Source organism: Rhizobium sp. 11_C7_N12_5 (assembly GCF_051811145.1).
Lineage (GTDB): Bacteria > Pseudomonadota > Alphaproteobacteria > Rhizobiales > Rhizobiaceae > Rhizobium > Rhizobium lusitanum.
In genome coordinates this window covers 303,424-324,297 of the sequence record NZ_JBPWPY010000001.1, presented here as the reverse complement: position 1 = coordinate 324,297, position 20,874 = coordinate 303,424, and the positions used below count along the sequence as shown (strand labels likewise).

Annotated in this window: 22 protein-coding genes and 1 tRNA gene; 7 read left to right on the top strand and 16 right to left on the bottom strand. The window is 60.4% G+C overall.

The features are described 5' to 3' along the window. Positions 1-11 precede the first annotated feature (11 nt). On the bottom strand, positions 12-899 hold the full coding sequence (locus AB8B29_RS01525) for a LysR family transcriptional regulator (RefSeq protein WP_092572985.1): 888 nt from the start codon (positions 897-899) through the stop codon (positions 12-14). A gap of 130 nt (positions 900-1,029) precedes the next feature. Between AB8B29_RS01525 and AB8B29_RS01520 the strand changes: the two genes are divergently transcribed. After that, a complete protein-coding gene (locus AB8B29_RS01520) occupies positions 1,030-1,383 on the top strand; it encodes an antibiotic biosynthesis monooxygenase (protein WP_037198993.1) in 354 nt (117 codons plus the stop codon). Positions 1,384-1,527: 144 nt separating this feature from the next. Here the strand turns inward: AB8B29_RS01520 and AB8B29_RS01515 are convergent, their stop codons facing one another. The 3 genes from AB8B29_RS01515 to AB8B29_RS01505 all read right to left on the bottom strand — a co-directional run bounded on the left by AB8B29_RS01515 (position 1,528) and on the right by AB8B29_RS01505 (position 3,573). Continuing rightward, positions 1,528-2,331, bottom strand: coding sequence for an anti-sigma factor family protein (locus AB8B29_RS01515; protein ID WP_245297427.1), 804 nt, complete (start codon positions 2,329-2,331; stop codon positions 1,528-1,530). Continuing rightward, positions 2,324-2,968 (bottom strand): RNA polymerase sigma factor, encoded by a 645-nt coding sequence (locus AB8B29_RS01510; RefSeq protein ID WP_047640465.1) that lies wholly within the window; start codon positions 2,966-2,968, stop codon positions 2,324-2,326. The genes AB8B29_RS01515 and AB8B29_RS01510 overlap by 8 nt, the downstream gene beginning before the upstream one ends. 62 nt (positions 2,969-3,030) lie before the next feature. After that, complete coding sequence (locus AB8B29_RS01505) at positions 3,031-3,573, bottom strand: tetratricopeptide repeat protein (RefSeq protein WP_037198995.1); 543 nt, start codon at positions 3,571-3,573, stop codon at positions 3,031-3,033. Between the two features lie 195 nt (positions 3,574-3,768). On the opposite strand from AB8B29_RS01505, the gene AB8B29_RS01500 reads away from it, so the two are divergent. The 3 genes from AB8B29_RS01500 to AB8B29_RS01490 all read left to right on the top strand — a co-directional run bounded on the left by AB8B29_RS01500 (position 3,769) and on the right by AB8B29_RS01490 (position 6,695). Further along, complete coding sequence (locus AB8B29_RS01500) at positions 3,769-4,821, top strand: type III polyketide synthase (RefSeq protein WP_092572986.1); 1,053 nt, start codon at positions 3,769-3,771, stop codon at positions 4,819-4,821. Then, positions 4,821-5,318: an isoprenylcysteine carboxyl methyltransferase family protein gene (locus AB8B29_RS01495; protein ID WP_047561081.1), complete on the top strand. Its 498-nt coding sequence runs from the start codon at positions 4,821-4,823 to the stop codon at positions 5,316-5,318. The genes AB8B29_RS01500 and AB8B29_RS01495 overlap by 1 nt, the downstream gene beginning before the upstream one ends. A gap of 129 nt (positions 5,319-5,447) precedes the next feature. After that, entirely contained in the window at positions 5,448-6,695 is a 1,248-nt protein-coding gene (locus AB8B29_RS01490; RefSeq protein WP_047640450.1) for an NAD(P)/FAD-dependent oxidoreductase, read from the top strand. A gap of 8 nt (positions 6,696-6,703) precedes the next feature. Here the strand turns inward: AB8B29_RS01490 and AB8B29_RS01485 are convergent, their stop codons facing one another. The 11 genes from AB8B29_RS01485 to AB8B29_RS01435 all read right to left on the bottom strand — a co-directional run bounded on the left by AB8B29_RS01485 (position 6,704) and on the right by AB8B29_RS01435 (position 18,314). Beyond that, positions 6,704-7,231, bottom strand: coding sequence for a gluconokinase (locus AB8B29_RS01485; protein WP_037199003.1), 528 nt, complete (start codon positions 7,229-7,231; stop codon positions 6,704-6,706). 212 nt (positions 7,232-7,443) lie between these two features. Then, a complete protein-coding gene (locus AB8B29_RS01480) occupies positions 7,444-8,397 on the bottom strand; it encodes a peptide ABC transporter ATP-binding protein (RefSeq protein WP_037199004.1) in 954 nt (317 codons plus the stop codon). After that, complete coding sequence (locus AB8B29_RS01475; RefSeq protein WP_037199007.1) at positions 8,394-9,410, bottom strand: ABC transporter ATP-binding protein; 1,017 nt, start codon at positions 9,408-9,410, stop codon at positions 8,394-8,396. Before AB8B29_RS01475 ends, AB8B29_RS01480 begins: the two co-directional genes overlap by 4 nt. Next, positions 9,410-10,303 (bottom strand): ABC transporter permease subunit, encoded by an 894-nt coding sequence (locus AB8B29_RS01470; protein ID WP_047561021.1) that lies wholly within the window; start codon positions 10,301-10,303, stop codon positions 9,410-9,412. The genes AB8B29_RS01475 and AB8B29_RS01470 overlap by 1 nt, the downstream gene beginning before the upstream one ends. Positions 10,304-10,312: 9 nt before the next feature. Continuing rightward, positions 10,313-11,317 carry an ABC transporter permease subunit gene (locus AB8B29_RS01465; protein WP_037199010.1) on the bottom strand — a complete coding sequence of 335 codons (1,005 nt, stop codon included), beginning with the start codon at positions 11,315-11,317 and terminating at the stop codon, positions 10,313-10,315. An 89-nt stretch (positions 11,318-11,406) separates the two neighbouring features. Beyond that, entirely contained in the window at positions 11,407-13,002 is a 1,596-nt protein-coding gene (locus tag AB8B29_RS01460) for an ABC transporter substrate-binding protein (RefSeq protein ID WP_092572987.1), read from the bottom strand. A 342-nt stretch (positions 13,003-13,344) separates the two neighbouring features. Then, the gene (gene rirA, locus AB8B29_RS01455; protein ID WP_037199013.1) at positions 13,345-13,833 is read right to left on the bottom strand and encodes an iron-responsive transcriptional regulator RirA; all 489 of its coding nucleotides are present in this window, start codon (positions 13,831-13,833) and stop codon (positions 13,345-13,347) included. Between the two features lie 120 nt (positions 13,834-13,953). Beyond that, entirely contained in the window at positions 13,954-15,057 is a 1,104-nt protein-coding gene (locus AB8B29_RS01450) for a M48 family metallopeptidase (RefSeq protein ID WP_081938807.1), read from the bottom strand. After that, positions 15,029-16,096, bottom strand: a complete 1,068-nt coding sequence (locus tag AB8B29_RS01445) for a YjgN family protein (protein WP_092572988.1) — start codon at positions 16,094-16,096, stop codon at positions 15,029-15,031. The genes AB8B29_RS01450 and AB8B29_RS01445 overlap by 29 nt, the downstream gene beginning before the upstream one ends. A 228-nt stretch (positions 16,097-16,324) precedes the next feature. Continuing rightward, complete coding sequence (locus AB8B29_RS01440) at positions 16,325-16,672, bottom strand: VOC family protein (RefSeq protein WP_092573029.1); 348 nt, start codon at positions 16,670-16,672, stop codon at positions 16,325-16,327. A 145-nt stretch (positions 16,673-16,817) separates the two neighbouring features. Then, a complete protein-coding gene (locus tag AB8B29_RS01435; RefSeq protein ID WP_037199018.1) occupies positions 16,818-18,314 on the bottom strand; it encodes a CoA-acylating methylmalonate-semialdehyde dehydrogenase in 1,497 nt (498 codons plus the stop codon). A gap of 112 nt (positions 18,315-18,426) precedes the next feature. Here AB8B29_RS01435 and AB8B29_RS01430 point away from each other — a divergent pair, with 112 nt between their 5' ends. From AB8B29_RS01430 to AB8B29_RS01420, 3 genes are all read left to right on the top strand, one after another. After that, positions 18,427-19,308 carry a LysR family transcriptional regulator gene (locus AB8B29_RS01430; protein ID WP_037199019.1) on the top strand — a complete coding sequence of 294 codons (882 nt, stop codon included), beginning with the start codon at positions 18,427-18,429 and terminating at the stop codon, positions 19,306-19,308. Between the two features lie 378 nt (positions 19,309-19,686). Then, positions 19,687-20,403 carry a hypothetical protein gene (locus AB8B29_RS01425; RefSeq protein ID WP_167669524.1) on the top strand — a complete coding sequence of 239 codons (717 nt, stop codon included), beginning with the start codon at positions 19,687-19,689 and terminating at the stop codon, positions 20,401-20,403. A 115-nt stretch (positions 20,404-20,518) separates the two neighbouring features. Continuing rightward, positions 20,519-20,665 (top strand): hypothetical protein, encoded by a 147-nt coding sequence (locus AB8B29_RS01420; protein ID WP_162693744.1) that lies wholly within the window; start codon positions 20,519-20,521, stop codon positions 20,663-20,665. Between the two features lie 51 nt (positions 20,666-20,716). Here AB8B29_RS01420 and AB8B29_RS01415 read toward each other — a convergent pair. Beyond that, positions 20,717-20,793, bottom strand: a tRNA-His gene (locus tag AB8B29_RS01415). Between the last annotated feature and the right edge of the window lie 81 nt (positions 20,794-20,874).

Sequence of the window (20,874 nt, the reverse complement as noted above, 5' to 3'; positions counted from 1 at the left end):
AACGGCGGCCATCAGGGACGAAACAGATTTTCCACCATGAATTTTACAAAGGCTTGTATTTTTGGCGACAATTGACGGCTCGACGGCCAGAGAATGCGGAATTCGCCGACATCCTCGATATAGTCGGCCAGAACGGAGACGAGCTTTCCCTCCGCAATTTGCCTGCCGATGGTAAAGAGCGGCAGGCAGGCGACACCAAGCCCAGCCTCAGCCATACTGATCAGCGGCTCGAGCGTGCTTGCCATCGACGATACAGGCAGCTCCAATTTTCCCACCCCAGCATCGTAGCGTAACGGCCAGCGTTCCAGCCTGCCGGTTGACGGATATTTGTGGTGGAGACACATGTGTGCGGAAAGGTCTTCCGGCCTTTTGGGAATCCCGAAGCGGTCGAAATACTCCTTCGACCCGACAACACGGTGGGAGAATCTTCCGAGCGTCCGCACCATCAGGCGGCTGTCGGTCATTTCGCCCGTTCGCACCACTGCGTCGAACCCCTCTTCGATCACATCGACCAGGCGATCCGTAAAATCGAGGTCGATCATCACGTCCGGGAACGCGCGCATGAATTTGGTGATCGTGGGCATGAAAAGCATGCCGGCGAGGGGCAAGCTCACGCGGAGCCAGCCACGGGGCGCGGCGATAGTTTGCGACAATTCCTGTTCTGCCGCTTCTATCTCGGAGAAAATTCGCCTGCAGCGCTCGAGAAACATAATACCCTCGGCGGTAATCGCGATGCTGCGGGTGTTTCGGTGAAACAGGCGTACGCCAAGCCTTTTCTCCAAGCGGGCCATGGTTTTGCCGATGGCCGACGAGGAAACGCCGAGTATCTCTCCGGCGCGGACAAAACTGCGGGTTTCCGCCGCAATCACGAACACATTCAACGCGGCGATATTGTCCATGGCGAGCAATCCCATTGCGGACGTCAACGTCCATTATCTGCGGATGACTAGCCCATTTTTTCCGCCTTTGTCGCCGGCTATCTCTCGCAACGCGGCAAATTCCGCCCGACAACTTTTGAACGGAGATCGCGTGACCCATCCCCAAAAAGCCGAGTTCCAATTCGCTTCTCAGCCCACCGTGTTCGTCGTGAACGTCATTCATGCCCATCCGGGCAAGCAGGAGGAAGCATTCAAAATCATCCAGGATGTCGTGCACTATGTTGCGGAACGGAAGGAAGGATTTCTATGGAGCAACCTGTCGAAAAGTACGGACGGCAAAACCGTCGTGAATATCGAGGCGATCCGCGACGAGAACAATGTCGACGAATTCTTTTCCGATCCGGCCTTTCTCGAAAAATTTAAGAAGCTCGATACCGTCTCTGAAAGCGAATTTCACATCTACAAGGTTTCTGACCTCGTGCTTCCGCGTCCACTCGTGGGCTAAGCATTTCCGTTTCTTCCGACCGCGCATCAGAGATCGGAAGAAACGACCACATCAGCGCAAACTGCCGTTTGCGCTGATGGCAGCCGCGACCGAACGGCGCGATTTGAGCCGATGAACAGAGCACTCTCCAAGAGGCCGGTTATCTCAGGCCGTGAGCCTGCCCATGACGTTATCCGCCAATGCCTTCATCCGATCGATCGGTGCGTGGCCGATCAGCATGAAGGCGTGTGTGGCGCTCGACCAGTAGACGATATTCATGCCGCGGCGATTTTCCATATCCGGCGCAGCCGCTCCCCTGGCGGACTGGACGATGCAAAGGGCCATGGGTCCGGTTTGCGGATCGAGATAGGCAATCTGCGCGAGGGGCTTGCTGTCATAATTCAATATCTCGGCACGCTTGAAGTCGACGCCCGGCATGACGACGGTTTCGGGCGCCAGCAACAGGCCCAGCTTAGCGCCAACTTCGTTCAGCTGCGCTGTCTGCTGCGCCCGGTCGCCGCCCGGTGCGCTCAATGTATCCGCCGTATAGAGGGAGAGATATTCGGCAACCACGGCACGCCATTCGGTGTCTTCGTCCGGCCCGGCGAGACGATGGCCAATGCCGATCACCGCGCGGTCTACCGCAATGGCCGCTACGAAGCTCGCGGCAATTGCCGCAAGGAAGCCTCGGCGGCTGACATCGAAGGCACCGGTCTTGCGCTCCTGGACTGCGGGAATGGCGGCGAGCATGGCTTCCAGCTTGGCAGCGGGGGCCTCGGCAAGCAGCGGCTCGAACGCCTGGCGGAACGGCAGGGCGCTGTGCGACAGGAGATCGAATCGCTCCGCCACGCGCTCGTCGGCGGCGATCAGTCGTTCGATCCTTTCGCGATCGGGCGCATCCAGCTCGCCATCAATGAAGGCGGTGAGCTGCTCGTCCGAGGGCATGTTTCCTTTGTTCAATTCACTCATTTCCGTTCCCCAGTCGCCCGCCCCCCGAAGGCCGTCCGTCGTCCATCGCCCCCATGCCTTCAGCAAGCTTTGCCCGCGCCGCCGCCAGCCGGCTCATCACGGTTCCGATCGGCACAGCCAGAATGTCGGCCACCTCGCGATAGGAAAGTCCTTCGACATAGGCGAGAAATACAGCGGTGCGCTGCGCCTCCGGAAGCGCCTGCACCCGTCGCAACACCTGGCCGGCGAGAATATGCGTCTCTGTTTCCCGCGCGCCGTCGAAAACCAGCGTCTCATCGGCATCGACAAAGCCCTGTCCCAGGCGCACCCGCCGCGAACGAACCTCGTTCAGCCATATGGAATGAAGGATCGCAAACAGCCAGCGATCCAGCCTCGTGCCTGATGTAAACTGGGCCGCCCGCTCCAGCGCCCTGACACAGGTCGCCTGAACAAGATCGTCGGCCACGTCACGCTGGCGCGACAGCACCACGCCATAGCGCCACAGCCGCGTCAGATGTTGGGACAGGCCCGCCCTGATATCCTCTTCGCTCGCTATGGCATCCTCCGCGACATCAGCGCTTGCAGGAGCCGCCGGCCTTCTCGGCGGCTCCGATGCTATCAGACTATAAGCAGAAATTGCGGTACGAGCGACCGGCATGGTTCCCATATTTCTCGCAAAGCTCCCTGCTCATGACATTTGTCGTTGAACCGATCCCGGCCTCAAAGGCTCGACGGGTTCAGGATAGCCGCATGAAGATCGCGGTATTCCTCGCAAGTCGTGTTGCCGCAGAGCGCCTTGATCGTACTCAGCTGATCGTTGGCGAGATCCATCTGACCCTTGATGACGTAGGCTTCGCCGAGATATTCGCGGACCAGCGTGTATTTCGGATCCATGGCGACGGACTTCGTATAGTAGGAAATACCTTCATCGGTGCGGCCGAGCTTGCGGGTGGCATAGCCGCGATAGTTCAGCGCTTCGGCCGTGTTGGGGTTCTGCATGGTGTCGAGGACCGCCAACGCTTCCTGATAGCGATGATCCTTCTTGGCCAGCGAATATGCATAGTCAGCGCGGTTTTCGTCCGTGACGTTGGCACCTTGCTGCTTGACGCATTTCTTCGTCTTCTGGTCGTAGATCTCGCCCTTCTTGCAGGTCGGCGTCGTGCTGGAATTGTCGCCGGCTGCGAAAACCGGAACGGTGAAGGCACTGAGGGCGAGGCCTGCGCCGAGGGCAATGGAAGCCAGGCGGAATGCTGTGGTCGTCATGGAATGTCTCCTTGGCAAAATGGACGTTGCGAGGGGAGAACACACCGCCTGCTGCTTTTATTCGGATCGCCTGAGAATATTTTTTCTTCAGACCTTTGGCGGTCGTCACTCTTTTGTGACCGCCCCGGCATCGAATAGATGTCGATCGTTGCGTGTTTCACAGGGCACGCCCTCCAAGGGCAGCAGGAGAAACTCGTGATCGATACCGTCAAACTTCTAAGCCTTGCCGTCGCAACCCCCGACAACATCATTCTCCAATCGGAGGCCGCCGAAACGGCGGGCCGATTGTTTTCCGAGCGATTCCAGGATTTCAAATATCTGGCCCGCGTCTTCGAAAGCACCGGCATCCGCAAGCGCCATGTGGCGCGGCCGCTTTCCTGGTTCGAACAGCCACATGGCTGGCAGGATCGCATGGCGGCCTATGTCGAAGTCGCAACCGAGCTCTTCCGGCGGACCGCGATAGGGGCGCTGCAACGCGCCGGGATCGAAGCTCATCAGGTGGATTGCATCGTCACGGTCTCTTCCACCGGCGTTGTGACACCAAGCCTCGAAGCGCGGCTCGCCGGCGAGCTCGGCTTTCGCTGCGATATCGAGCGGGTGCCGATCTTCGGGCTCGGCTGCGCGGCAGGCGTTTCCGGCCTTGCCATTGCCTCGAAAATGGCGAGAAGCCGGCCGGGCGCAGTCGTCCTCTTCGTCTCGATCGAACTCTGCTCGCTGGCCTTCCGCCTGGACGAGCTGACCAGACCCAACATCATCGCCACGGCCCTGTTCGGCGACGGGGCGGCGGCCTGCGTCCTGAGGGCCGGAGATGGTGGCATCGCCGAAATCGAATCGACGGGCGAGCATCTCTTCCCCGACAGTCTCGGCATCATGGGCTGGAAGATCGACGACACCGGCTTCGGCATCGTCCTCGAGCAATCGCTGCCAGTCTTTGCCGAGACCCATGTCAGAGCCGCGATTGAAGGCATTCTCGATCGAGCCGGGCTCTCGCTATCGGATGTCGACCGTTTCATCTGCCATCCCGGCGGCGCCAGGGTGCTTGCGGCGCTGGAAAGCGCGCTCGGTCTCGAGCCCGGCTCGCTCGATATAGAACGCGAGGTGATCGGTGATTACGGCAACATGTCCTCCCCCACCGTGTTGTTCGTGCTGGAACGCGCGATCGCCGCTGGATTGCCTGAACGTTCGGCATTGGTTGCGATGGGGCCGGGGTTTACGGCGAGCTGCATCACGCTGAAGAGGGTCGCATGATGCTGTGGCCATCGATCGCTCTTCTGAGTTTCGTGACATTGCAGCGGCTGGCGGAACTGGCCTATGCGAAGCGCAACACCGCCGCCCTCCTTGCCCGCGGCGCCCGGGAATGCGCTGGGGAGCACTATCCCTTCATGGTGGCGATGCATGCGGCATGGCTCGTCGGCCTGTGGCTGCTTGCCACCGGCCGGCCGGTCGATCCCGTCTGGCTCCTCCTGTTCATGGTGCTTCAGGGATTGCGTCTCTGGGTATTGGCCACGCTCAAGGAGCGCTGGACGACGCGTATCATCATATTGCCCGGAGCGCCCCTTGTGACGAATGGGCCCTATCGCTTCCTCAATCATCCGAACTATGTGATTGTCGTCGCCGAGATAGCGGTGCTGCCGCTTTGCTTCGGCATGCCGCTCTATGCAGCGATCTTTTCGCTGCTGAACGGCATCATTCTCACTATCCGCATCCGCGCCGAGAACGCCTGCTTGAGACAGACTGCGGCCTGACCGCATTTTTCATTTGCGCCGCTGAAATTTGGCAGGCATTTTCGATGCTTAGGGCGCAGTCCACGCAACGATATCAAACCTTCCGTGAGATCGCGCTGAGTGCCATGAACATGCGGATAGCAGGGGAAAATGACAAAGGACGCAATCGTTCTCGGCGCCGGCATCGTCGGCGTATCGACGGCAATCCACCTTCAGCGGCGGGGACGCCAGGTCGTCCTCGTCGACAGGAAGGAGCCCGGCCAGGGAACGTCCTTCGGCAATGCCGGCCTCATCCAGCGCGAGGGCGTGGTGCCCTACGGCTTTCCGCAGCAATTCGGCCTGCTGCTGCGCTACGCCTTCAACAATCGCGTCGATGCGCATTACCATCTACGCGCGCTCCCCGCGCAGATCGCCTTCCTTGCCCGCTATTGGTGGAATTCCAACACCAAGCGCCATGAGATGATCTCGCGCGCATATGCACCATTGATCGAGCATTCCGTGAGCGAACACAACGACCTCATCGAAGCCGCCCACGCCAAGGAGCTGATCCGCAAGAACGGTTGGGTGGAGCTCTTCCGCTCGAACGAGAAACGCGACGCGGAGTTTGCCGAAGCCGAACGTCTCAACCGCGAATTCGGCATCGCCTACGATGCGCTGACCAGCGCGGACGTGGCGACGGCGGAGCCGCATCTCAAAGACAGCTTTGCCGGCGCCTTGCGCTGGCGCGATCCATGGTCGGTGGTCGATCCGCATGGGCTGACATCAGCCTATCGCCGTTACTTCGAAAGCATCGGCGGCCGCGTGACGACGGGGGACGCCGTCTCGCTTGGCCGATCCGGCTCGGCCTGGAGAATGGTGACGGCGGAAGGGTCGATCGAGGCGGAGGATGTCGTCGTCGCGCTCGGACCCTGGGCAGACCTGGTGACGAAACGCTTCGGCTATGCCTTTCCGCTCGGCGTGAAGCGCGGCTATCACATGCACTATGCCGCCGAGGGCAATGCCGTTCTCAACAATTGGACGCTGGATGCCGAACGCGGCTATCTGCTGGCGCCGATGAGCCGCGGCATCCGGCTGACGACGGGGGCGGAATTCGCGCTGCGCGACGCACCAAAGACGCCGGTGCAGCTCGACCGCGCCGAGGCCGTCGCCCGCACCGTCTTCCCGCTCGGCGAACGGCTCGACCCCGAACCCTGGATGGGCGCCCGCCCCTGCACGCCCGACATGATGCCCATCATCGGCAAGGCGCCACGCCACGAGGGATTATGGTTCGCCTTCGGCCATGCGCATCACGGCCTGACGCTCGGTCCCGTGACCGGCCGCGTGCTCGCCGAGCTCATCACCGGCGAGAAGCCTTTCATCGATATTTCGGCTTATGCGCCGGATCGATTCGCGCCGTGATCTTCAGCCTAGCGGATTGCCGCAAGGCCCTTGAGAGCAGCTTCGACAATGCCGTCGATCGTGTCGTCGATATCGACGGTGACGACACCAGGCTCGCCGGTCGGCACTTCCAGCGTCTGCAGCTGGCTTTCCAATAGCGAGGCGGGCATGAAATGGCCCTTGCGTTCGCCCATGCGCTTGGTCAGCAGCTCCTTGGAGCCGTCAAGATAGATGAAATAGAGATGGCCGCCGGCAGCAGCACGCAGGCGTTCGCGATAGATGCGCTTGAGCGCCGAGCAGGAAACGGCGATCCCCTCGCCCTTGGCAAGGCTTGCCGTGATCTCCTGGCCGATCTTTTCGAGCCACGGCCAGCGATCCTCGTCGGTCAGCGGGATGCCCTTGCTCATCTTCTCGACATTGGCCGCCGGATGCAGCGCATCGCCCTCGATGAAATGTATGTCGAGCCGAGCCGCCACGCCCTCGCCGATCGAGGATTTGCCGCTGCCGCTCACACCCATGACGATGATGGCAAGGGGAATCTTGGATATTTCACTCATATTGTTTTCTGCCTTGAACCATGGCCGATAATGACAGTCAGGCAGGTTCCACCGTTGACGCATCCAAGTGCCTGGCCCCTCAGCCTAACCCTCTCCCCGCACGCGGGGAGAGGGTTAGGCTGAGCAAGCCAATCGGCATCTGCAACTGTGACGGAGGCAGTGCCGGGCAAAAAGGCGCGGGAAAGCCGGACCTGCCTGTTTCACAACTTGGATCAATCCAGCGGAAAGAAACAGGAAAATTTATGCGTTCCCTCGCCGGTCAATTCCGGCGCGGTCTGCCGGCATTTGTCCTGCGCGCGCCAGCAGCGCGGGTTGAAGTGGCAGCCGGTCGGCGGGTTGAGCGGCGATGGCAGCTCGCCCTGCAGGCGGATGCGGTTCTTCTCGCGCTCCGGATCGGCGATCGGCGTCGCAGACAGAAGTGCCGCGGTATAGGGATGGCGCGGGCGGCTGAAGACCTCTTCGGCCGTGCCGGTTTCGACCGGTCGTCCGAGATACATCACCATCACGTCATCGGCGATGTGGCGGACGACGGAAAGGCCGTGCGAGATGAAGAGATAGGCAAGACCCATCTCCTTTTGCAGATCCATCAAGAGGTTGAGAACCTGCGCCTGAATCGACAGGTCGAGCGCGGAAACCGGCTCGTCAAGCACCAGCACCTTCGGCCGCAGCATCAGGGCGCGCGCAATGGCGATGCGCTGACGCTGGCCGCCGGAGAACATATGCGGGTAACGGTCGTAATGCTCCGGGCGCAGGCCGACGCGCGCCATCATCTCCTCGGCCTTGCGGCGGCGGGTCGCGGCATCGTCATCGGTGTTGATCTTCAGCGGCTCCTCAAGAATGGAGCCGACCTTCTGGCGCGGGTTGAGCGAGCCATAGGGGTTCTGAAAGACGATCTGCACGGCGCTGCGCAGGCTGCGATCGCCGAGCTTCGCCGGCTTGCCGTCGATCAGCAATTCACCTGATGTCGGGTGTTCGATCATCGTCACCAGACGGGCGAGCGTCGACTTGCCGCAGCCGGATTCACCAACGACGGCGAGCGTGCGGCCCGACTGCAGGCTGAAGCTGACACCGTTCAGCGCCTTGACGGTCGCCTCCGGTTTGAAACTGCCGCGCTTGATGGTGTAGAAACGGGCGAGATCGCGCCCTTCGAGAACAGCGCCGGTCATGCCGCACCTCCTGCTGCTTGCGTGGCGGCAATGCCGGGATGGCCGAGCGGCTTGCCATGTTCCAGCGGATAGTTGCAAAGGGTCCTGCCGAGATCGACGCCCTGGCGTGTGACGCCCTTGTCGCATTCGGGCGTGGCGAAGGAACAACGCGGTGCGAAGAGACAGCCCGTGGGCCGATCGTGCTGACCGGGGACGACGCCGGCGATGGACGGCAGGCGCTCGCCGACCACGGCACGCTCCGGCAGCGCCGAGAGAAGCGCGGCCGTATAGGGATGATGCGGATCGCGGAACAGCGCCTTGACCGGCTGTTCCTCCACTTTCTGGCCGGCATACTGCACCTGCACGCGCTCAGCCGTTTCGGCGACGACGCCCATGTCATGGGTGATGAGCACCAGCGCCATGCCGTGCTCCCGCTGCAGGCGTGCGAGCAGATCGAGGATCTGCGCCTGGATTGTCACGTCGAGCGCGGTGGTCGGCTCGTCGGCGATCAAAAGCTTCGGATTGCAGGCGAGCGCCATGGCGATCATGACACGCTGGCTCATGCCGCCCGACATCTGGTGCGGGAAGTTCGACAGGCGATCTTCGGGCGCCGGAATGCCGACGAGATTCAAAAGCTCGATCGAACGCTGGCGGCGCGCCTTGCGGTCGAGACCCATATGGATGCGCAGGGTCTCGCCGAGCTGGAAGCCGACCGTGAAGCACGGATTGAGGCTCGACATCGGCTCCTGGAAGATCATCGCCATGTCCTTGCCGATGATCTTGCGGCGCTGGCGCGCGGAGATGCCGCGCAGGTCCTTGCCATCGAACATCATGCGGTCGGCGGTGATGTTCGCCGTCCAGGGCAAGAGCCCCATCATGGCGAGCATGGAGACCGATTTGCCGGAACCGGATTCACCGACGATCGAGAGGATCTCTCCCTTGTCGCAGGTGAGCGAGACACCGTCGACTGCCCGGAACAGGCCGGACGAGGTCTGGAATTCAACGGTGAGATTTTCAATATCGAGAAGCGCCATTACGACCTCTTCAGCTTCGGGTCGAAGGCATCGCGCAGGCCGTCGCCCATCAGATTGATGGCGAGGACCGTGATCAGGATGCAGAGACCGGGGAAAGTGACGAGCCAGGGGTTGCTCTGGAAGAACTCGCGCGAGTCGGCGAGCATCGTGCCCCATTCCGGCGTCGGCGGCTGGGCGCCCTGGCCGAGAAAGCCGAGAGCCGCGGCATCGAGAATGGCAGAGGAGAACGCGAGCGTGCCCTGCACGATCAGCGGCCCCAGACAGTTCGGCAGGATCGTCTTGAACATCAGCCGCAGCGGACCGGCACCGGCGACGCGCGAGGCGATGACATATTCCTTGTCGCGTTCGGTCATGACCGATGCGCGCGTCAGGCGCACAAAATGCGGCTGGTTGACGATGGAGATCGCGATCATGGCGTTCGTCAGGCCAGGCCCGAGAATCGCCACCAGCACCAGGGCAAGCAGCAGCGACGGGATGGCCAGGATGATGTCCATGATGCGCATGATGATCGTATCGGTGCGGCCGCGAACATAGCCGGCGAGGAGGCCGATCAGAATGCCGGCGATTGCCGAAAGCGAGGCGACCACGAGGCCGATGAACAGTGAAAACCGTGTGCCGTAGATGAGGCGCGACAGGAGATCGCGGCCGTTGGCATCCGTGCCCAGCAGGAAGCTGCTGTTGCTGCCCTGCGCCCAGAACGGCGGCAGGCGCTGCATGTCGCTGCCATAGGCGGCATCGGGATCATGCGGGGCGACGAGGCCGGCGAAGATCGCCAGAAACAGGACGAAAAGAAAGATCGCAAGGCCGATGACGGCGCCCTTGTTGCGAGAGAAGTAGTACCAGAACTCCGCCAGAGCGGAGGGGCGGTCGGATTTGACGCTAACCGTGCTCATGAGCCGCTCCTAATGACGAATGCGTGGATTGACGAAGCCGTAGAGCACGTCGACAGCCAGATTGACGAGCATGACGATGCCGGCAATCAGCAGCAGGCCGCCCTGCACCACCGGATAATCACGCTTGAAGACGGCGTCGATCATCCATTTGCCGATGCCCGGCCAGGAAAAGATGCTCTCCGTCAGGATGGCGCCGCCGAGCAGCACGCCGACCTGCAGGCCGATGGTGGTGACCACAGGGATCATGGCGTTGCGCAGCGCATGCACGGAGACGACCCGCAGCGGCGACAGGCCCTTGGAGCGGGCGGTGCGCACATAATCCTCGCCGAGCACTTCCAGCATGGCCGAACGTGTCTGCCGCGCGATGACGGCAAGTGGAATGGTGCCGAGAACGATCGTCGGCAGAATCAGCGAATTGAGCGCGGACCAGAAAGCGCCCTTCTGACCGGACAGCAGGCTGTCGATCAGCATGAAGCCGGTGATCGGCTTGAAGAAGTAGATGAGACCGATGCGGCCCGAAACCGGCGTCCAGTGCAGATAGCCGTTGAAGACGATGATCAGCAGCAGGCCCCACCAGAAGATCGGCATGGAATAGCCGACGAGGGCGACGCCCATGACGGTCTGGTCGAACCATGTCCCTCGTTTGACGGCGGCGAAAACGCCGGCCGGAATGCCAAGACAGATCGCCAGGATCATGGCGCAGATCGACAGCTCGAGCGTTGCCGGGAAGAAGGTGAAGAAGTCGGTCAGCACGTCACGCTTGGTGGTGATCGAGGTGCCGAGGTCGCCGTGCAAGGCGCTCCAGATGTATTTGCCGTACTGAACGACCATCGGCTGGTCGTAGCCGAGATCGTGCGAGATCTGGGCATGGCGTTCCGGCGACATCACGCGTTCGCCCGACAGCAGCATGACGGGATCGCCGGGAAGCAGGCGGATGAAAGAGAAGGCGACGATCGATACGCCGAGGAATGTCGGGATCAGCACCGCAAGACGGCTGAAAAGAAATCGCAACATGACAGTTGTCCAAATTTTTCCGGCGGTCAGGCAGATTGCCTGACCGCCGGGTCGCCCGGTTCTAGCCGGGCATTCTCACAGACTTTTTGTTATTCGGCGATATCGACGCCGTCGAAGCGGTGAACGCCGACCGGATCCTGGAAGTAGCCGGTGACATTCTTCGTCATCGGGATGAACTCTTCCGAATGGTCGATGGTCATCCACGGTGCTTCACGCTTGAACACGACCTGGGCCTGTTCGTAGAGCTTGGTGCGCTCCTTGACGTCGGCCGTCTGCTTGGCCTTCTTCACCAGGTCGTCGAATTCCTTGTTGCACCACTGCGCACGGTTGTTGCCACCGACGGCATCGCAGCCGAGCAGCGTGTCAAGGAAGTTGTCCGGGTCGCCGTTGTCGCCGGTCCAGCCGAGGATGGCCGCGCCGTCGCGGTCCTTGGCGGAGGAAAGCTTCAGATACTGAGCCCAGTCATAGGTGACGATCTCGACCTTGACGCCGATTTTGCCAAGGTCAGCCTGCATCAGCTCGGCAGCGCGGCGTGCATTCAGCATGTAGGGACGCGACACCGGCATCGCCCAAATCTTCATGCTGAGATCCTTGACGCCAGCCTTTTCAAGCATCTTCTTGGCTTCGTCAGGGTTGTATTTATCGTCCTTGACGTCCTTGTTATAGGACCACATGGTCGGCGGGATCGGGTTGGTCGCGACCGAAGCCGAACCCTGGAAGACGGCGTCGACGATGGCCTGCTTGTTGACGGCCATGTTGAGCGCCTTGCGCACTTCGACCTTGTCGAAAGGCGCGATCAGCGTGTTGTAGGCGAGGTAAGAAACGTTCAAGCCGGCCTGCTCGAGAACCTTGAGGTTCTTGTCAGCCTTCAGATCCTTGATGTCGGCCGCGTTCGGGTACGGCATGATATTGCACTCGCCGGACTTCAGCTTCTGCGCGCGGACGGATGCATCCGGCGTGATCGCAAAGACGAGATCGTCGATCTTTTCCTTGCCCTTGAAATAGGTCTCGTTTGCCTTGTAGCGGATGACGGCATCCGGCTGGTAGGCGACGAAGGTGAACGGGCCGGTGCCGAGCGGCTGCTGGTTCATCTGCTCCATCTTCTTGTCGGCCTGGAGCTTGTCTGCATATTCCTTCGACAGGATCGAGCCGAAGTCCATGGCGAGGTCCGCGAGGAACGGGGCTTCCGGATGGTTCAGCACGAATTTGACGGTAAGGTCGTCAACCTTGTCGATCGACTTGATCAGCTTGGTGAAGCCCATGCCATCAGCATATTCGTAGGAACCGCCGGCGACATACTTGGCCCAGGGGCCGTCTGCACTGATCTGACGGCCGATGGAGAAAATAACGTCATCGGCATTGAGGTCACGCGTCGGCGTGAAGAAATCGGTCGTCTGGAACTTTACACCCTTGCGCAGCTTGAAGGTGTATTCCTTGCCGTCGGGGGAAACGGTCCAGCTTTCGGCGAGGCCAGGTTCGACCTCGGTGCTGCCGTGCTTGAATTCGACGAGGCGGCTGTAGACCGTACGCGAAGAAGCATCGAACGTGGTACCGGCAGTATAAATTCCCGGATCGAATCCTTCCGGCGAGCCCTCCGAGCAATAAACGAGTGTTTTCGACCAGGCGGACGTCGCCATGACCGAAGTCAAGGCTGTCACTGCCAGCAGGACAGAGATCTTTTTCATGATATCGTTTCCCAGGTTTGTTATTCTTTTGAAGCCGTGGACACCCCAGAGGTTCCCTTCCGGATCGGGCCGATGGAACTTTATTTTAAGTTTGAAAGCAACAAGCGCCGCCTAAATTTTTTCCAAATTATGGAGTTTGGAAATTTTTGGACAAAAAAGCCTTTGAATTGGTAATAATCTGGCAAAATTTTGCGCCGATTTAGCAGTTTCAGAATGATTTGACATTTTACTCTTGCAATCGGCTAACCCTCTATTGCCTCGATAGGAGGCAATACCAACAAAAATCCGCAGCGGCCGGAGGCAACTGCGGATCGCAAACATGATGGAATTCGCGAAGGGCGATCAGGCTGCGGGAGCGGCGATCCGCGGCTTCTTGGCGATCGCCCGGTGATCCAGATCAGTCAGGCCGAGCAGGAAGTTGATCTGCGGACGCGCCTTGACCAGATCGTCGATGGAATATTCCGTCAAAACATCGAAGAAAGCGTTCAAAGCCTTGCGCAGCGCCGTATTGAGACCGCAGCTATCCACCAGCGGACATTCCACCACGCCCTCTTCGAAGCACTCCGCCATGGCGAAGCTATCCTCGGTGACACGAACGACGTCAAAAAGGCTGATGGCGGTCGCAGGCCTGCCGAGGCGCACGCCGCCGTTGCGGCCGCGTACGGTTTCGACGAGACCTGCCTTCGTCAGCGGCTGCAGAATCTTGAAGAGGAAAAGCTCGGAAACGCTGTATGCCTTGGCGATTTCCGGGATGCGGCTCAAATGGCCGTCGTTGGCGGCGCAATACATCAACATGCGCACCGCGTAATTGGTCTGTTTCGTCAAGCGCATGCCGATCTCCTGGAATCGAGGCTGCTTAGGGGGTCGATCCGTATATAGAGACTTTCTTAGTTTTGAACAATTCCAAAATATGAAATTCATATTCACGTTATTCTGACGGCGCCGACTTGCTCATCCGCCCGTCCTCGCCTGCTTCTCCTGCAGTTCCCTGGCATAATCGAGGATCGCCTGCTTGCGCTCCGGCGTACCCGGATGGGTCGACAGCATGCTGGTATCACCATGATCATCGAGCTTGGCTTCGAGGAGATCGAAGAAGCGCGACAACGCTGCCGGGTCTTCGCCGGCGGCCAGCATCAGCTCCACCGAGCGGCGGTCGGCCTGCGCCTCGGCTTGCCGGGAGTAGGAAAGCGCGAGAAGGCCGCCGCCCTGTGTCAATACGTCGTGAACGCCAGAACCCACGTCTCCGGCGATCAGCAACACGAGACCGGCGACACCGGCGGCGCTATACAGCTGGCGGAGGCTGTGCTTGTATTCGACGTGACCGATCTCATGGCCGAGCACGGCGGTGATCATCTCCTTGTCGCCGCCGGCCAGCTCGACGAGCTGATCGGTCAGGACGAGATTGCCGTCCGGCAGCGCGAAGGCGTTGGGGCCGATGAGGCCGCCATCGCGGAAATTCAGATGATAGCGGCCCGCACCGCCCTCAGCGTTCGCGGTTATCCTGGTAAAATCATCGCGAATTTCCGCCTGCTGCGCCTCGAGAAGCTTGCTGGGGCCGAAGGTCACTCGATCCAATGTCTTCAGCGTTCCCGCCGACATCATCTTCGGCACCACCGGCGGCGTTACCAAGACGGCGACCTCCACGAGGGCCGGCACTGCATAGCGATAGATGATCGAGGCCAGGACGAATACCGCCAGGGCGAAGGCGATCAGCCGGGGGCGGACGATCTCGAGCCGATGAACAAAGCTGCTGCGCTTTTCGCCGCGGCTTTGCAGATAGGCATCGACGGCGTCGTTATCGCGGGTTTCGAAAACCGATTCGTTTCCGAACACGATACGGCGCGGGATGGAGCCCACGCGCTGGCTGACGTCGATATCGGAGCGGATGCCCCAGGCAAGCCGCTTGCTCGCGTCTCCCTCTTCGTCAGACAGCACGATGAGCGATCCGCCGACATCCAACAGCCGGGCCGGAACCTCCCGGCTGGAATGCGGCGGATGCCAGATGCCCGTCGCGATCGCTTGCGGATCAGAAGCCAAAGTCGAATCCATCGACATCGAGATATTCCGCGCTGATGGCGTTGCCGGTCGAGCGGATCTGGTCGAAGACCACGCCGATTTCACCGTCGACATGGACAGCAGTATGCTCGGTAAGAAAAACTTGCATGCGCACTGCCGCCCAGGGGCGCATCAATCCGAGGGTTACCAAGGTGACAACGACATTGGAAATCGCAATCCACGCATAGCGCCGGCGACCGAGATCGCTCCTGAGCTGATGGCGATGATCGATCATCGCGGCCGACCAGATGATGTTGCGCACCGTCGCGCGATAGTAGAGGCCGGCCAATATGTAAATCGGGAAAATAAGCACAATCATCCAATGCCACAGGCTGATGCTACCCATTCCCCGACCCATCGAGTTGCCGCTGAAACCGCCCGCGGCAGCACCGAAAAGCCCCAAGATCACGAGGCCGGCGATCACAATCGCGACTACGGTGATGAACGCCTCGTACAGCGCGCCCAATCGCGGCTCGGTCGAGAAGGGTCGATCTCCGTAACGCAGATTGTCGAAGACGTATTTATAGAACCAGCGGGTTGCGACCGGAGACAGCAGCCCGACCGATATCACCGTTACCAGGGTACCCAGGAAGATCGCCTTGAACGCGCCGCCATAGGTCCCGACGAAATCGAAGCGCACATTGCGATAGCTTGTCACGCGCGCATTGAACCTCAGTCCGCGCATGAGAAACCATGGGAATACCACAAGCATGACAGGCCAGATCGCCAGCACCGCCAACGGCGCCACGTGTGAAAGTATATTCACCACGATAAGAAAGCCGAACACGATCAGCCGGCCGATGAGTATCTGTTTGCCCTTGGCATGATATTCGAAGCTGTGGCCCAGAAGGGCGGTATTCCCATAAAAATACCGGTTGCGGCGTACTTTTGCCCAGGCCGAATAGATGCCCAACGTAACGATCGTCAGCAGAATATTGACGATCCAGATGCCGAAATATTCGGAGGCGTTGCCCGTGAAGGAAGCCCTTTGGAAAAAGGGCTTTCCGCCCAACGGATAGCTTTGCTCGACAGTTGCCATATTGTAGTCCCCTACCCCACGAGAGGACGAGCGTTTCCCGGAGGCACCTCACATGAGCACGGGCCGCGGGGAGATGTGTTGCGCGACACACCACTCGCCTTACCGTTGCACTTGAGAGCAGGAAAATAAGCGCCGATCAACGGAAAAATATCCGACGGCAGCATTCGCCCGCCAGGGGGGCAAATAGCCCCCGTAGCTGCAACCTTAATGCCACACTGGCCTGGGTGCTCAGGGCGCGGAGACCCAGACGGCCATTTCGCAGCCGCCCGGCTCGCGGAAGTGAAAGCGTCGGCCGCCGGGGAAATCGAAGGCAGGACGGGTTATGACGCCGCCGGCGAATTCGACTGCGCGCTGGGCCTCTTCCAGATCGGTGGTGCGCACCACAGGCAGCGGCGCCCCGGCCGCTTCCCCCGCATCGCCGTCGATGCCGGCGTCTATACCCGCCGCCTCGATAACATGGTAGGTCGGCCCGTAGCTGACAAAGCTCCAATCGAAAGCTTCCTGGAAGAAGCGCCGGGTTTTCAGGCCATCTTTCGACGGAAATTCAAGATAGTCGATCTGATAGGTCACGGACACCATGCGGTCCTCCCACTGTTCTTGTTTTGTTCTAGAGCAAAACAATGGCGTAGACAAGCTCACTCTACCCAAAACAATCGCAACAAAAAACCGCCGCCCGGAAATATGTCGGACGGCGGTTGAAATCATTCGATAATGGCGATCCTTATTTCATCGTCGGCATGACGAATTCGGCGCCATCCTTGATGCCGGACGGCCAGCGGGCGGTGATCGTCTTGGTGCGCGTCCAGAACTTGATCGAGTCCGTGCCGTGCTGGTTGAGATCGCCGAAGCTGGAAGCCTTCCAGCCGCCGAAGGAATGATAGGCGAGCGGAACCGGGATCGGAACGTTGACGCCGATCATGCCGATGTTGATGCGCGAGGCGAAATCGCGGGCAGCATCGCCGTCGCGGGTGTAGATGGCGACGCCATTGCCATATTCATGCTTCATCGGCAGGTCGAGCGCGTCTTCATAGTTCTTGGCACGGACGACGGACAGAACCGGTCCGAAGATCTCGGTCTTGTAGATATCCATGCTCGGCGTGACGTGGTCGAACAGCGAGCCGCCAACGAAATAGCCGTCTTCATATCCCTGCAGCTTGAAGCCACGGCCATCGACGACGAGCTTGGCGCCCTCTTCGACACCGCGGTCGATCAGGCCGTTGACGCGGTTATAAGCGTCCTTGGTGACGAGCGGACCCATATCGGCCTTGTCATCGGTATAAGGACCGATGCGCAGGGATTCGATCTTCGGCACCAGCTTCTCGACGAGGCGGTTGGCCGTGTCCTCGCCGACCGGTACCGCGACAGAAATCGCCATGCAGCGCTCGCCGGCCGAGCCATAGCCGGCGCCCATCAGGGCGTTGACGGCCTGATCCATGTCGGCGTCCGGCATGATGATCATGTGGTTCTTGGCGCCGCCGAAGCACTGGGCGCGCTTGCCGTTCATGGCAGCCGTGCCGTAAACGTAACGGGCGATCGGCGTGGAGCCGACGAAGGAAATGGCAGCGATATCCGGATCGGCCAGGATGGCGTCGACCGCAGCCTTGTCGCCGTTGACGACGTTGAGGATGCCTGCCGGCAGGCCGGCTTCGATGATCAGTTCGGCCAGGCGGATCGGCAGGGAAGGATCGCGCTCGGAAGGCTTCAGGATGAAAGCGTTGCCGCAGGCGATCGCCGGAGCGAACATCCACATCGGGATCATGCCCGGAAAATTGAACGGCGTGATGCCGGCGCCGATGCCAACCGGCTGGCGAATGGAATACATGTCGATCGCCGGGCCGGCGCCCTCGGTGAACTCGCCCTTGGCGAGATGCGGAATGCCGCAGACGAATTCGCAGACTTCCAGGCCACGGATGATGTCACCCTTGGAATCCTCGATCGTCTTGCCGTGCTCCTTGGAGAGCATCTCGGCCAGCTCGTCCATGTGCTTGTTCAGAAGCTCGACGAATTTGAAGAAAACGCGGGCGCGGCGCTGCGGGTTGGTGGCCGCCCATTTGGGCTGCGCTGCCTTGGCATTTTCGACCGCTGCGCGGATCTCCGCGACGCTGGCGAGCGCGACAGTCGCCTGCACTTCGCCGGTTGCCGGATTGTAGACGTTGGCTGTGCGTCCGCTGGTGCCGGCGACGTGCTTGCCGCCGATGAAATGACCGATCTCTTGCATGGATGTGCCTCCTCGTTTTCTTGGATGTATACAGGATCGCACTTCAATTTGCACAAATCAATGAGCTGCTATAAGCAACCGTTGTGCAAAAATTAAAGCCCTGGATGCGCATATGGATTGGGATGATGTCCGCATGTTTCTCGCCGTCGCCCGCACGGGGCAGATTCTGGCGGCCTCCAAGCGGCTCGGCGTCAACCATGCCACGCTCTCCCGGCGGGTGACGACGCTGGAGGAGCGGCTGAAGACACGGCTGCTGGTGCGCCGCACCAATGGCTGCGAGCTGACAGCAGAGGGCGAGATCTTCCTGCATGCGGCGGAGCGCATGGAAACCGAGATGCTGCGCGCGCAGGCAAGCGTCGGCCACCTCGACAGCGCCATTACCGGCACGGTGCGCATCGGCGCGCCTGACGGTTTCGGCGTCTCCTTCCTGGCGCCTAGGCTCGGACGGCTGATCGCGCGTTATCCGGAGCTGCGCATCCAGCTCGTGCCGGTGCCTCGCTCCTTTTCGCTGTCACAGCGCGAGGCCGACATCGCGATCACGCTCGAGCGCCCCGAGCAGGGCCGCCTGGTCTCCTCCAAGCTGACGGATTACACGCTCGGCCTCTATGCCTCGAAAGCCTATCTGGAGCAGGCAGGCCTGCCCGATAGCGTGGAAGCGCTGAAGCTGCATCCGCGCATCGGCTATGTCGAGGACCTGATCTTCACCGCCTCGCTAAATTTCTCCGGCGAGATCATGCGCAGCTGGGATGCCTCTTTCGAAATCTCCACCTCCATCGGCCAGACGGAAGCGGTTCGCTCCGGCGCCGGCATCGGCATCCTGCACGATTACATCGCCAGGCAATTCCCGGAACTCACCCGCATCCTGCCCGATATCTCCATCAAGCGCGCCTATTGGACTGTTTATCACGAAAGTGCCCGCGATCTCGTGCGAGTGCGCACCGTGTCGGATTTCCTGCAGGAACTGGTCAGCGAAGAACGGCGGATGTTCCTGTAAAGGCCCGCCTCGCCCTAAGCATGTTTCGGCGGCTCCTCGTTCTCATCAGGATTGGGCACGGGAATTTCATCCGGCATCCTATCCGGATCCGGCTCCTCAATCGGCGGCTTCGGTGCCCAACCCGGATCAGGCATCGGTGGCGTCTCGGGAATCGGCTCGCGCGGCACGGACATGCCAGTTCCTTCCGTCTTGTTGCTGATATTGGCTAACGGTCGGGAGCAGGCAGGGTTCCATAGGAAGTCTCGCTGGTCCATCGTCGGAGGCCGGCACCGCGTCCTCGCCGTGCAAGACTTTCGGTTTTATTTGCGCATGCGGCCAGCTCGTGCATAAGTAGAGTGGCAGGCTTTCATTTCATTCGAGCAGATTCCGAGGGAGCGCTTGATGCTGAAAGGCGGGGTATTCTTCACGGCGCTTGCCGTTGGTCTCAGCGCATGCACGACTGTCGACTTTTCACAGCTTGCTCCGGCGACGCTAACCGGCAGCCTGTTGGTGATGTGGGTTGGCGAGGGTGATTCCAGCGGAGATGGCAAGTTCGTCTTCGTTCCCGATCCTGCCGATCCCTTGACGTTCCGCCGAGCTGATCGCTCTCTACCCGGCGCCGAAATCCAGCCCGGCTTGATGTACACGGACGGTGGCTCTATTCCGAAGATCGCGCAGGTCTTCAAAGGATTGTCGCCGTGGGGTTATGCGCCGGCCTACATGATCCACGACTGGCTGTTCACGGCGCACCATTGCATTGTGGATGGCGAGAATAGCAAGCGGTTCGACCAGGTACGCAACGTGTCGTTCGAGGATTCCGCCAAGATACTCGGCGAGGCCATCCGGGGGATGGTGAAAGCAAATAAAGTTCAGCAGAACGATATAGCCGGAACAGCCATCACCGCCGCGGTGGGCAGCAGCATTGCTGAAAGCCTCTGGAACAAACAGGGTGCCTGCAGCGCCTCCAAAGTCAAACCCGAGGATATCGCCGCAGTCGAAAGCGCCATCCCCGGCGCCGCGCCGCGCGCCGTGCGAAAGACATTCAGAGTTCCCCCCGAGACGCCCGCAATACCACCACGTGGCCGCGCTACGATCGTGTCGCGGATTACATTCTAAGAGCATCTCCCGGTGAGTCCCAAGAAGCGCGCGACACGGCGCTCAGATGAGGCTACGCTGGACAAGGGCATCCCGTGGTCTAGTTATTTCAGGAGCACTTTGGGGAGTAAGGATGATGAGCGAGAAAAAGAAACCGAAGCAGGCTGAGAAAGACCACAAGGAACAGGACGACTACCTCGAAGAGGCGCTCGAGGAAACCTTTCCCGCAAGCGATCCGATCTCGCCGGGGCATGTCGTAAAGAAACCTGAAAGCAAGGAATAGCCCTCGGCCGGTGCCGGGAGAGCTATCATGTCTGATCGACTGGGGAGAGAATGGTACGGTTGGGGGGTCTCGAACCTCCGACCTCAGGTGCCACAAACCTGCGCTCTAACCAACTGAGCTACAACCGCACATGCTCGCGTCGCCGCGAACGGGGGTGACATACGAGGACTTTGAAATTATTTCAAGTCCTATCTCCCCGCAATACAAAA

Bases quoted from the DNA above. Each gene is read 5' to 3' on its own strand.
- AB8B29_RS01445 (WP_092572988.1), bottom strand. From the start codon at position 16,096: ATGGCAACTGTCGAGCAAAGCTATCCGTTGGGCGGAAAGCCCTTTTTC.
- AB8B29_RS01420 (WP_162693744.1), top strand. From the start codon at position 20,519: ATGAGCGAGAAAAAGAAACCGAAGCAGGCTGAGAAAGACCACAAGGAA.
- rirA (WP_037199013.1), bottom strand. From the start codon at position 13,833: ATGCGCTTGACGAAACAGACCAATTACGCGGTGCGCATGTTGATGTAT.
- AB8B29_RS01495 (WP_047561081.1), top strand. From the start codon at position 4,821: ATGCTGTGGCCATCGATCGCTCTTCTGAGTTTCGTGACATTGCAGCGG.
- AB8B29_RS01480 (WP_037199004.1), bottom strand. From the start codon at position 8,397: ATGACCGGCGCTGTTCTCGAAGGGCGCGATCTCGCCCGTTTCTACACC.
- AB8B29_RS01460 (WP_092572987.1), bottom strand. From the start codon at position 13,002: ATGAAAAAGATCTCTGTCCTGCTGGCAGTGACAGCCTTGACTTCGGTC.
- AB8B29_RS01435 (WP_037199018.1), bottom strand. From the start codon at position 18,314: ATGCAAGAGATCGGTCATTTCATCGGCGGCAAGCACGTCGCCGGCACC.
- AB8B29_RS01430 (WP_037199019.1), top strand. From the start codon at position 18,427: ATGGATTGGGATGATGTCCGCATGTTTCTCGCCGTCGCCCGCACGGGG.
- AB8B29_RS01525 (WP_092572985.1), bottom strand. From the start codon at position 899: ATGGACAATATCGCCGCGTTGAATGTGTTCGTGATTGCGGCGGAAACC.
- AB8B29_RS01485 (WP_037199003.1), bottom strand. From the start codon at position 7,231: ATGAGTGAAATATCCAAGATTCCCCTTGCCATCATCGTCATGGGTGTG.
- AB8B29_RS01465 (WP_037199010.1), bottom strand. From the start codon at position 11,317: ATGTTGCGATTTCTTTTCAGCCGTCTTGCGGTGCTGATCCCGACATTC.
- AB8B29_RS01450 (WP_081938807.1), bottom strand. From the start codon at position 15,057: ATGTCGATGGATTCGACTTTGGCTTCTGATCCGCAAGCGATCGCGACG.
- AB8B29_RS01470 (WP_047561021.1), bottom strand. From the start codon at position 10,303: ATGAGCACGGTTAGCGTCAAATCCGACCGCCCCTCCGCTCTGGCGGAG.
- AB8B29_RS01475 (WP_037199007.1), bottom strand. From the start codon at position 9,410: ATGGCGCTTCTCGATATTGAAAATCTCACCGTTGAATTCCAGACCTCG.
- AB8B29_RS01510 (WP_047640465.1), bottom strand. From the start codon at position 2,968: ATGCCGGTCGCTCGTACCGCAATTTCTGCTTATAGTCTGATAGCATCG.
- AB8B29_RS01490 (WP_047640450.1), top strand. From the start codon at position 5,448: ATGACAAAGGACGCAATCGTTCTCGGCGCCGGCATCGTCGGCGTATCG.
- AB8B29_RS01515 (WP_245297427.1), bottom strand. From the start codon at position 2,331: ATGAGTGAATTGAACAAAGGAAACATGCCCTCGGACGAGCAGCTCACC.
- AB8B29_RS01505 (WP_037198995.1), bottom strand. From the start codon at position 3,573: ATGACGACCACAGCATTCCGCCTGGCTTCCATTGCCCTCGGCGCAGGC.